Origin of the sequence: Mesorhizobium sp. M7A.F.Ca.CA.002.05.1.1, from assembly GCF_003998335.1 — a bacterium.
GTDB lineage: Bacteria > Pseudomonadota > Alphaproteobacteria > Rhizobiales > Rhizobiaceae > Mesorhizobium.
In genome coordinates this window covers 1-10,426 of sequence record NZ_RZQI01000122.1, presented here as the reverse complement: position 1 = coordinate 10,426, position 10,426 = coordinate 1, and the positions used below count along the sequence as shown (strand labels likewise).

Annotated in this window: 11 protein-coding genes; 7 read left to right on the top strand and 4 right to left on the bottom strand. The window is 63.6% G+C overall.

Features of this window, described 5'->3' with window-relative positions; translation table 11 throughout:
* The 7 genes from EN939_RS09095 to EN939_RS09065 all read left to right on the top strand — a co-directional run.
* Positions 1–639, top strand: a 639-nt coding sequence (locus EN939_RS09095; protein WP_127267754.1) for an SDR family oxidoreductase, incomplete at its 5' end; no start/stop codon positions are given.
* A gap of 109 nt (positions 640–748) precedes the next feature.
* Positions 749–1,135, top strand: a complete 387-nt coding sequence (locus EN939_RS09090) for an SET domain-containing protein (RefSeq protein ID WP_127267753.1) — start codon at positions 749–751, stop codon at positions 1,133–1,135.
* Between the two features lie 201 nt (positions 1,136–1,336).
* Positions 1,337–1,615: a 30S ribosomal protein S21 gene (gene rpsU / locus EN939_RS09085; RefSeq protein ID WP_023810129.1), complete on the top strand. Its 279-nt coding sequence runs from the start codon at positions 1,337–1,339 to the stop codon at positions 1,613–1,615.
* Positions 1,616–1,753: 138 nt separating this feature from the next.
* Positions 1,754–2,596: a tetratricopeptide repeat protein gene (locus EN939_RS09080; RefSeq protein WP_127267752.1), complete on the top strand. Its 843-nt coding sequence runs from the start codon at positions 1,754–1,756 to the stop codon at positions 2,594–2,596.
* A 208-nt stretch (positions 2,597–2,804) separates the two neighbouring features.
* Positions 2,805–3,281 (top strand): DUF992 domain-containing protein, encoded by a 477-nt coding sequence (locus EN939_RS09075; RefSeq protein WP_127267751.1) that lies wholly within the window; start codon positions 2,805–2,807, stop codon positions 3,279–3,281.
* Between the two features lie 93 nt (positions 3,282–3,374).
* The gene (locus tag EN939_RS09070; protein ID WP_023810132.1) at positions 3,375–3,854 is read left to right on the top strand and encodes a DUF992 domain-containing protein; all 480 of its coding nucleotides are present in this window, start codon (positions 3,375–3,377) and stop codon (positions 3,852–3,854) included.
* A gap of 211 nt (positions 3,855–4,065) precedes the next feature.
* On the top strand, positions 4,066–5,502 hold the full coding sequence (locus EN939_RS09065) for an MFS transporter (protein ID WP_127267750.1): 1,437 nt from the start codon (positions 4,066–4,068) through the stop codon (positions 5,500–5,502).
* A gap of 12 nt (positions 5,503–5,514) precedes the next feature.
* Here EN939_RS09065 and EN939_RS09060 read toward each other — a convergent pair whose 3' ends face one another.
* The 4 genes from EN939_RS09060 to EN939_RS09045 all read right to left on the bottom strand — a co-directional run.
* Positions 5,515–6,207 (bottom strand): response regulator transcription factor, encoded by a 693-nt coding sequence (locus EN939_RS09060; RefSeq protein ID WP_127267749.1) that lies wholly within the window; start codon positions 6,205–6,207, stop codon positions 5,515–5,517.
* Positions 6,204–8,939: a sensor histidine kinase gene (locus EN939_RS09055; RefSeq protein ID WP_127267748.1), complete on the bottom strand. Its 2,736-nt coding sequence runs from the start codon at positions 8,937–8,939 to the stop codon at positions 6,204–6,206. Before EN939_RS09055 ends, EN939_RS09060 begins: the two co-directional genes overlap by 4 nt.
* A 54-nt stretch (positions 8,940–8,993) precedes the next feature.
* Positions 8,994–9,560: a potassium-transporting ATPase subunit KdpC gene (gene kdpC / locus EN939_RS09050; protein WP_127267747.1), complete on the bottom strand. Its 567-nt coding sequence runs from the start codon at positions 9,558–9,560 to the stop codon at positions 8,994–8,996.
* Positions 9,561–9,619: 59 nt separating this feature from the next.
* Positions 9,620–10,426: HAD-IC family P-type ATPase (locus EN939_RS09045; RefSeq protein WP_127267746.1), on the bottom strand; the 807-nt coding region annotated here is incomplete at its 5' end.

Genomic DNA, 10,426 nt, shown 5'->3' with positions numbered 1-10,426 from the left:
GCCGAACTCGATGCGCTTGTCGCCGAAATCGCGGACGCCGACGGCATCGCCATCGCGCTTGCCGGCGATGTCCGCGACGAAGCCTACGCGAAAGCCCTCGTCGATCTGGCGGTCGAAAAGTTCGGTGGGCTCGACATCGCCTTCAACAATGCCGGCGCCGTCGGCCGGATGGGACCGATTTCGGACCTGCCGCTGGAAGGCTGGCGCGAGACGCTCGACACCAATCTCACCAGCGCGTTTCTCGGCGCCAAATACCAGGTGCCGGCAATGATCGAGCGTGGCGGTGGTTCGCTGATCTTCACTTCCACCTTCGTCGGCCACACAGTCGGCATGCCGGGCATGACAAGCTATGCCGCGAGCAAGGCCGGCCTGATCGGACTGACACAGGTGCTTGCCGCCGAATACGGCCCGAAAGGCGTGCGGGTCAACGCGCTGCTGCCCGGCGGCACAGACACGCCGGCGGCAACCTTCAAGACCCCGGAATCAAGAGCCTTCGTCGAAGGCCTGCATGCTTTGAAGCGTATCGCAATGCCGGAGGAGATTGCCCGTTCCGCGCTCTATCTCGCCTCCGACGCCTCGAGCTTCACCACCGGAGCGGCTCTGTTTGCCGATGGCGGCGTGTCGATCAATCGGACGTGAAGGCTTTTCGCGGCCGGATGCATGTTCATAGCCGCCAGGCAGACGTCCGGTCTTGATTTCTCGCCGCGATTTGGCGATTCCGTTTCTGTCCAAAAGCGGGTCTGGAACCATGATGCTGATCAGAACCTATGTGACTGCGAGTGCGATCGAAGGCGTCGGCGTGTTCGCCGCGGAGCCGATCAGGAAAGGCGCTTCGATCTGGCGGCTCGATCCGGATTTCGACCGGCTGATCCCCATGGACAAATACGAGACGGCACCCCCGCATCTCAGAGAACTGCTCGACCGCTATGCCTATCCGAGCCCGGACCGGCCGGGTTTCATGGTCTATGAAGTCGACAATGGCCGCTTCATGAACCATTCCAGCAATCCGAATACGGATTTTTCGCAATATGGCGGAGCCACGGCGACCCGCGACATCGCCGTGGGCGAGGAGATCACCTGCGACTACGGCGAGTTCTTCGAGGATTTCGAGCTGCTGCACCTCGCGAGGGCCTAGTCGGCTCCTTATCTCAAGGGCAAGTGGCACACTTGTCCAAGGGCAAACAGACGGCGGCTGGCCCCGCAAAATCATTTCCGCTGTGGACAGCGCGGCATGATTCTGGTATCAGCCGCCCCAATTCGTGGTGTAAACCGCCGCGGAGGCTAGTGGCTATGGCCGCTTGCCTGTTGATATCAAACCCGAAAGACAGGATTGCCCGTGCAGGTACTCGTCCGCGACAATAACGTTGATCAGGCGCTTCGCGCTCTCAAGAAGAAGATGCAGCGCGAAGGCATTTTCCGCGAAATGAAGATGCGCGGTCACTACGAGAAGCCGTCCGAGAAGCGCGCCCGTGAAAAGGCTGAAGCTGTCCGCCGCGCCCGCAAGCTGGCCCGCAAGCGCGCCCAGCGCGAAGGCCTGCTGCCGATGACGCCGCGCCCGGTCGCTGCTGGCGCCGCCGGCGGTGCAGGTGGCGCTCCGCGTCCGCCGCGGTTCTAACGCCAATTTTTCGTCCTTTTCGAAGGATATCAGAGGTGGCGCGATGTGGAATCGCCGCCACCTTTTTGTTTTGATGTGACCGGTCCGGAGGGGGAGCCGGACCTGAACGACGCGGCTTGAAGTGAGGACAGGGCAGACATGAACGCAACGAGCGTGGAGCGCGGGACTGCATTGCGTGGTTTCGCCCTGACAGCGGCCCTGCTCTCCGGACTGGCGCTTGCCGGCTGCCAAACGGCGGGCCCGACCGGTGAATTCAACAACATCGACAAGGCGCAAGGGTCGAGCGAGAACATTTCTTCGCTGTCGGCGGTCATCCAGCGCAATCCCCAGGATCCCGAAGGCTACAATGTGCGCGGCTCGGCCTATGGTCGTGGCGGCCAGTACCAAGCGGCGCTCAAGGATTTCAATCAAGCCATCCAGCTCAACCCGAATTTCTTCCAGGCCTATTCGAATCGCGCGCTGATCCAGCGCTTCCTCGGCAATCAGGAAGCCGCGCTCGCGGACTACAACCGTTCGATCCAGATCAACGGCAACTACGACGCCGCCTATATCGGCCGCGGCAATCTCTACCGCAAGGCGGGTCGCACCCAGGACGCCTTCAACGACTTCCAGAAGGCAATCCAGCTCGATACGACCGACGCGCGCGCCTACCACAATCGAGGCCTGATCTATCAGAGCCAGGGCCAGCACAAATTCGCCATCGAGGACTTCTCGACCGCCATCTCGCTGGCGCCGGACGCCGCCGAGCCCTACAACGGCCGCGGCCTCTCCTATCTGGCGACCAACGACGAGGACAACGCCTTTTCCGATTTCAACATGGCGATCAAGCTCGACGGCAGGAATGCCGAGGCCTGGTCCAACCAGGCGCTGATCTATGAGCGGCGCGGCGACAAGGCGAAGGCCGCGAAATCCTATAAGGAAGCCGTTCGCCTCGACCCTACCTACCAGCCGGCCAAGGATGGCCTCGCCCGCGTCAGCTGATCTCGGTTTCGGCAAGCGCTTCCCATACGAATCCGCGTGACATCCAAGTGCCGCGGGATCCTTTGCGTGTCCTAAAGGACGCACTTCGCAACCGGGCATTAACCCAGGCAGGAGGCTTTCGGCCCCTGCCTTGATCGCGCCAAGTTTTCAGCGGAACGGTCTACCCACCCAAGCCGTTGTTGAAAGTATTTTGCGAAAGGACCCTCCCATGATCAAGAAACTCGCCTGCGCCGCTGCCCTCGCCACGACGATGTTCGCGGTGGCTCCGGCCAGCGCCGGCAAGCTGCAACTCGGCACGCTCGATTGCACCATCGACGGCGGCACCGCTTATATCGTCGCTTCCAACAAGGGCGTGTCCTGTGTCTTCCGGCCTCATCATCACGGGCCGTCCGAGATTTACACAGGCATCATCTCCAAGATCGGCCTCGATGTCGGCCAGACGCATCAGGGCCAGCTCGTCTGGGCCGTGCTGGCCGCGACCCGGGATCGTGACGGAGGCGATCTCGCCGGCAGCTACTACGGTGTCAACGCCGAGGCGAGCGTGGTGACCGGCGGCGGCGCCAATCTGCTGGTTGGCGGCCTGGACAGCGCCGTCATGCTGGAGCCGCTCAGCGTCCAGGCGCAGACCGGCGTCAACCTTGCCGTGGCCGTGACCTCGCTCCAGCTGATCCACTCATTCAAGTGATTGCATGGAGCCGTGCGCTCCATGACCCCTCACCCCGCGGCGCGGAACCAGATAGGATGGTTTCGCGCCGTTTGATTTTGGGGGGGAACCATCATGCTGAAGACAGCCATAGCTGCCGCCATGTTCACGACGCTATCCGGAGCGGTGCAGGCGCAGGACCGAGGCATGGAAGTCGGTACGCTTGACTGCGCCATAGGCGGCGGCACCGGCTTCATCTTCGGCTCGAGCAAGGATCTGAGCTGCACCTTCAACCCCGCCGACAAAAGCTTCGCGCCGGAAGCCTATTTCGGCGCCGTCAACAAATACGGCCTCGACATCGGCACGACGAAGCAGACGGTCATGCAGTGGATCGTGCTGACGCCGCTGAAGAACATCTATGCGCCGGGTGCGCTGGCCGGCGACTATATCGGCGCCAGCGCGGAGGTGACGGCCGCCGTCGGCGCCGGCGCCAATCTGCTGGTCGGCGGCTCCTCTCAGGCCTTCACCTTGCAGCCGCTCAGCTTGCAGACGCAGACCGGCATGAACCTCGCGATCGGCGTCAGCCAATTCCAGCTGCGCAGCACCGAGAATTGATCGCGCAACGAAGCCCGCCAACCGAAGGGGCATCCGCGCGAACGGCCCTCAAAAAAACGCTTGAGCTCAACCCCGGTTGAGGTTTTACAAGCCTGCCCCGAGCGCAACAACGCCTCGATCCAGCGCTGTCGATCCGCATGGTCCTGCCGGAAACCCGTACTGGCTTCTGGCGTCCTGCGCTGGCGTCGAGATATGCAAGACGGGGGTGGAAATGACCGAGATCAGCACGAACAGGGTCGACTGGCGCGTATTGTGGGCAAGCGGCGACCTGGCGCGCTTCTGCTTCATCAGCCTCGGCATCCTGCTGCACGCCACCAACGAAACGATGGTGGCAACGGTGATGCCGGCCATGGTCGGCGAACTGGCGGGCGTACAGCTCGTCGGCTGGTCGCTGGCGATCTACGAACTCGGCGCCATCGTTGCCGGCGCGGCCGCCGGACGACTGGTGAGTTATGTCCCCTTGCGCACCAACATGGTGGTCGCCGCGCTGCTCTACGCAACAGGCGCGCTGATATGCGCCACCTCGCCTTCCATGCAACTGTTCCTCGCCGGCCGCCTGATCGAAGGACTTGGCGGCGGTGCGCTGGTGTCGCTGGCCTTCGTCTCGGTCGAACGACTGTTCTCGCGCGCCATCTGGCCGCAGCTTTTCGGCATCATGTCGGCGATCTGGGGCGTCGCCGCCTTCAGCGGACCATTGCTCGGCGCGATCATGACCGAGCTGTTGTCATGGCGCTGGGCCTTCGGCATCTTCACACTCGGCGGCGCCGCCATGGCGCTGGCAAGCTTCCTCGTGCTCGACACGCCGCAGGCGACGAAACCCAAGACGAGCACGGGTAAGGCGCCGCCCTTCCCGTTCGCGGCCCTTGGCTGCCTTGCCGTCGCCGTGGTGTTGATCGCCTCGGCCGGCGTCGACATCGCCTTGCTGCGCTCTTCGCTGCTGATGGCCTTCGGCCTCATCGGCCTGGTGCTGTTCTTCACCATCGACGCGCTGAAGCCGCGTTCGCGGCTGTTCCCGGCGCGGCTGTTCTCATGGCGCACGCCGGTCGGCGCCGGCATGACCATGGTTGCCGCCTTTTCGGTGGCGACCTGTTCCTTCGGCGTCTACGGACCGCTGTTGCTGACCAGCCTTCACGACATTCCGCTGCTGACCACCGGCTACATCATCGCCGCCGAATCGATAGCCTGGTCGATCCTCTCGATCCTGGTCGCCAACGCGCCGCCGCAGCGCGAGCGGCTGATCATCGTCGGCGGCGCAGTGATGATCGCGGCCGGCATCGCCGGCTTTGCGTATGCGATACCCCTGGGCTCCGTCCCGCTGATCCTGATATGTGCCCTGTTGCAGGGCGGCGGCTTCGGCATCGCCTGGCCGTTCCTGACGCGCGTCATCGTCGCCTCCGCCCCGGAGGGCGAGCAGACCATCGCCTCGGCGGCGGTGCCGACCATGCAGCGCATCGGCTATGCCGTGGGCGCCGCACTCGCCGGCATCGTCGCCAACGCCAGCGGCTTTTCGCAAGGCCTGAACCACGACGCGGCGGCGAATGTCGCGTCGTGGTTGTTTCTTGCCTTCGTGCCGCTCGGCATTGTTGGCTGCCTCGCGGCTTTGCGGGTTTCCAGACCGCTTGGCCAGCCACGGGAAGCTATCGGCTAAAACCTGGCCTGCTCATTCGGCCTCGCGCAGGCGGTAGCCGACGCCGGTCTCGGTGGTGATGTAGCGCGGCTGGTCGGGGCTCTTCTCGATCTTTTGCCTGAGCTGCCGGACATAGACCCTGAGATACTGCACATCGGTCGAATCGCCCCAGACCTGCTTCAAAAGGAAATGATGGGTCAGCACCTTGCCGGCGTGCTGCACCAGCATACGCAGGATGTCGTATTCCTTCGGCGACAGCTTTACCTCCTTGCCCTCGACCTTGACGATGCGCTTGACCAGGTCGACGCTGAGATCGCCGGTCTGGAAAATCGGCTTCTCGCCCTTTTGCTGGAACTTGTGGCGGAGCGCCACGCGAATGCGCGCCACCAGCTCGTTCATGCCGAAAGGTTTGGTGACATAGTCGTCGGCGCCGAGTTCCAGGGCCTGGACGATGCCGGCCTCGTCGGTTCGGCTGGACAGCATGACCACTGGAATGTCGAGACCATCGTCGCGCCATTTGCGCAGCAACTCATGACCGCTCATGCCGGGCAGCCCAAGGTCGAGCAGGACGAGGTCCGGCTTCTCCGCCTCCATCAGCTCGATCGCCACCTTCGCGTTCGGCGCCTCGCTGACCGCATAACCTTGACTGCCGAGCCCGACGCGCAGCAGCTTGCGGATCGGCGGCTCGTCATCGACGACCAATATCCTGACGTTCGAGTTTGTCATGCCAGGTCACCCACGTCGTGGTCGTCGGTATTCGAAGTGTCGAAATTGGGCGGATTTGCCGGCCTGGGCATTTTGATGGTGAACACCGCGCCCGAACCGTCGGTCCGGTTTGCCGCCATGATGGTGCCACCCATCGCTTCGACGAAGCCGCGGCAGATCGACAGGCCGAGCCCCGTACCGGCGCGGATCTGGTCGCCCTTGCGCACTCGATAGAACGTGTCGAAAATCCGTTCCAGATCGCCGGGAGGAATGCCTGGCCCTTCATCCATGATTTGCAGCAGGACGGAGCCATTGTCGGTCCAACCCTGCATGCGAATCGTCGAGCTTGCCGGGGCATATTTCGCCGCATTGTCGAGAAGATTGAACAACGCTTGCTCGAACAGCACCGGGTCGACCTTCAACATCGGCAAATCCCTGGGGATGTCGGTCTCGATCTTGTGCTCGCCAATGATTTTCCTGGCCCTTTGCAAGGCGGAGCCGACGATGTCGCCGACATAGTGAAAGGCGTAGTTCGGCTCCATCGCGCCGGACTCGATCTTGGTCATGTCGAGCAGATTGGCGATGAAGCGGTTCAACCGCTCGGATTCGTCGAGCACCGTCGACAGCAGTTCAGCCCGGTCCGGTTCGGGAAGCGCTGCTGAAAAATCCCGCAGCGTGCCGGCCGCGCCCATGATGGCGGCGAGCGGCGTTTTCAGATCATGGGAAATGGAGGTGAGCAGCGCCGAGCGCAGCCTGTCCGCCTCAGCGGCGAGCTTGGCGCGGTCGACGTCGGCAACCAACTGAATACGCTCGATGGCGACCGCCGCCTGGTCGGCCAGTGCGTCAAGCAGCCGCTGCTGCTCGGGCGTCAGCAGCGGACCCTGCTTGTCGTTGTCGAGGCCGACGACCCCGATGGCCGTGCGCCCCGTGCGCAAGGGCAAATAGAGGCGCCTGGCGCCCGGAAGCGTGTCGGCGCCGCGACCCGCGGCACGATTGTGCTCCCAGGCCCAGCGGGCGGCGGCGATGTCGGCCTCGGCCAGCGTGTCGTCGGGCGGATAGCCGGCCTTGACGGTGATGGTCCCGTCCTCCGGCAAAAGCAGCACCACCCGCAGCTTCAGCATCGAGGCGATCTGGAAGGCAGTAGCCCAAAGGACGTCGTCGAGCGTGCCGGCGCCGGCGAGCTTCTTTGAAAAGAGGTAGATGTCTTCCGTGGCCCGCGCCCGCGAGCGGGCGGCGACCGCCTGGCGCTGCACGCGCGCCGTCAGATTGCTGGCGATGACCGCAACGACGAGAAAGACGCCGAGCGCGACGATGCTCTCCGGATCCCGGATCGTCAGCGTATAGCGAGGCTCCAGGAAGAAATAATTGAAAGCAAGGGCGCTGGCGAAACAAGCGTACAGAGCCGGCCACAGACCGCCCGTTACCGCCGATGCCAGTACGCCGATGAGAAGAATGATCGCCAGGTTGCGAACGTCGAGAAACTGGTCGAGAACGACGGCGAAGGCGAGCGAACCGATGACAAAGGCCGTGGCCTTGAGATAGGGCCAGATCTCGAACTGCCACTGCTCGTCCGCCGCCTTGACACTCCTCGACGTCACCTCGGCATTGCGTTCGGTTCCTGAAATGACATGGACGCTGATGTCGCCGGCATTGCGGATGAGATCGTAGGTGAGCGAACCTTCGATCAATTCCCGCCAGCGCGACCGGGTCGGCCTGCCGACCACGATATGGGTGAAATTGTTCGCCGTCGCATGGCGAACAATGTCCTGCGCGATGTTCTGACCGGGAATGGTGGTCACCTCGGCGCCGAGCTGTTCGGCAAGCCGCAGGTTCGTAGCGAGCCGATCCTTGTCCGCTTCGGGCATGCTGGCCGAGCGAGGGCTGTCGACATGCAGCGCCGTCCACGGGGCACGGAGCCGGTCGGCCAGCCTGCGCGCATAGCGAATACGCGCCGCCCCGCCCGGACGCGCGTCGACGCAGACGAGAACCCTTTCCCCCGCGGCCCACGGTCCGGGAATGGCGTGGGCCTGCATATGGATCAGCAACTGGTCGTCGACGCGCTGCGCGGTGCGGCGCAGCGCCAGCTCCCTGAGCGCCGTCAGATTGCCCGGCGAGAAATAGTTCTCGATCGCGCGCTGCGCGGTGTTGGGGAAATAGACCTTGCCTTCCTCGAGCCGCTTGATCAGGTCGTCGGGGGTGAGATCGATGATCTCGACATCGTCGGCCTGGTCGATGATGGAATCGGGGACCGTCTCGCGAACCCTGACCTTGGTGATCTGGGCGACGACGTCGTTCAGGCTTTCGACATGCTGGATGTTGAGCGTCGTGTAGACGTCGATACCGTGCGTCAGGATTTCCTGGACATCGAGATAGCGCTTGGGGTGCCGGCTGCCAGGCGCATTGGTGTGGGCGAGTTCGTCGACGAGAACCAGCGCCGGGCGCCGGGCGAGGATGGCGTCGATATCCATCTCGTCGAGGATGCGCCCCTTGTAGTCGACCTTGCGGCGGGGAATGACCTCATAGCCCTCGACCAGGGCCAGTGTCTCCTTGCGCCCATGCGTCTCGACGACACCGATCACCACATCCACGCCGTCGGTCAGCCTGGCGCGGCCCGACATCAGCATCTCGTAGGTCTTGCCTACGCCGGGAGCGGCACCCAGGAATATCCGCAGCCGGCCGCGACCTTCCCGCTCGGCATGGTCAAGCAGTGCGTCGGGAGAAGGTCTAGCGTCGTTGCTTCTGTCGTCCGGCATCGGGATCGATCATGGATGGCGCCGGGGATACTGTCGATCCCCGGCCCGCACCATTCACTGTTTCGCGGCGTCCAGCGCAAGGTTGAGACCGAGCACATTGACCACCGGTTCGCCCATGAAGCCAAGCTCCCTGCCCTCGACTTGGGCATCGACAAGCGCCTTGACCTTGGCTTCATCGATCCCCCTGGCCTTGGCCACCCTGGCGGCCTGGAAGTAGGCTGCTTCGGGACTGATATCGGGATCGAGGCCACTGCCGGACGTCGTCACCAGGTCCATCGGGACGGGCTGGTTCGGATTCTGCGCCTTCAATCTTTCCGCGTCGCCCTTGATGCGGTCGATCAGCTTGGGATTGGTCGGGCCGAGATTGCTGCCGCTCGAGGCGGCGGCGTTGTAGCCGTCGCCGGCGGCCGAGGGGCGGCCATGGAAATACTTGTCGCTGGCAAAGCCCTGGCCGATCAGCTCGGAGCCGATGACCTTGCCATCCTTCTCGATCAGGCTGCCATTGGCCTGGCGCGGGAAGATCGCCTGGGCGATGCCGGTCATGCCCAAGGGATAGATCAGGCCGGTCAGGACCGTGAAGAAGACGATCATGATGATCGCGGGTCTTATCTGGGTGAGCATGGAGATGTTCCTCAAAGCAATTCCAGGGTTTCCGTCCGGAATTGCGTTAAAACAAAGAGTTAAGCGAGGCCAAGCGCGGTGACGATCATGTCGATCGCCTTGATGCCGACGAACGGCACGATGAGGCCGCCGAGGCCGTAGACAAGCAGATTGCGGCTGAGCAGCGCCCCGGCGCCAATGGCGCGATATTTGACGCCCTTCAGCGACAGCGGGATCAGCGCGATGATGATCAGTGCGTTGAAGATGATGGCCGACAGGATGGCGCTTTGCGGCGTCGCCAGATGCATGACGTTGAGTGCCTGCAGCGGGCCGGTCGTCTGTCCCGGTGCGACGTAGAAGACGGCGAACATCGCCGGAATGATGGCGAAATACTTGGCCACGTCGTTGGCGATCGAGAAGGTCGTCAGCGAACCCCGCGTCATCAAGAGCGCCTTGCCGATCTCGACGATCTCGATGAGCTTGGTCGGATCGCTGTCGAGATCGATCATGTTGCCGGCCTCGCGGGCGGCAACCGTGCCGGTGTTCATGGCGACGCCGACATCGGCTTGTGCAAGGGCGGGTGCATCGTTGGTGCCGTCGCCGCACATGGCCACCAGCTTGCCCTTGGCCTGTTCGTCGCGGATCAGCTTCAGCTTGTCCTCCGGTGTGGCCTGCGCGAGGAAGTCGTCGACGCCGGCTTCCGCGGCGATGGCTGCTGCCGTCATCGGATTGTCGCCGGTGATCATCACCGTGCGGATGCCCATGCGGCGCAGTTCGGTGAAGCGCTCCCGGATACCGCCCTTGACAATGTCCTTGAGGTGGATGACGCCGAGCAGGCGGCCGTCGCGTTCGACCGCCAGCGGCGTGCCGCCGGACTTGGCGATCTC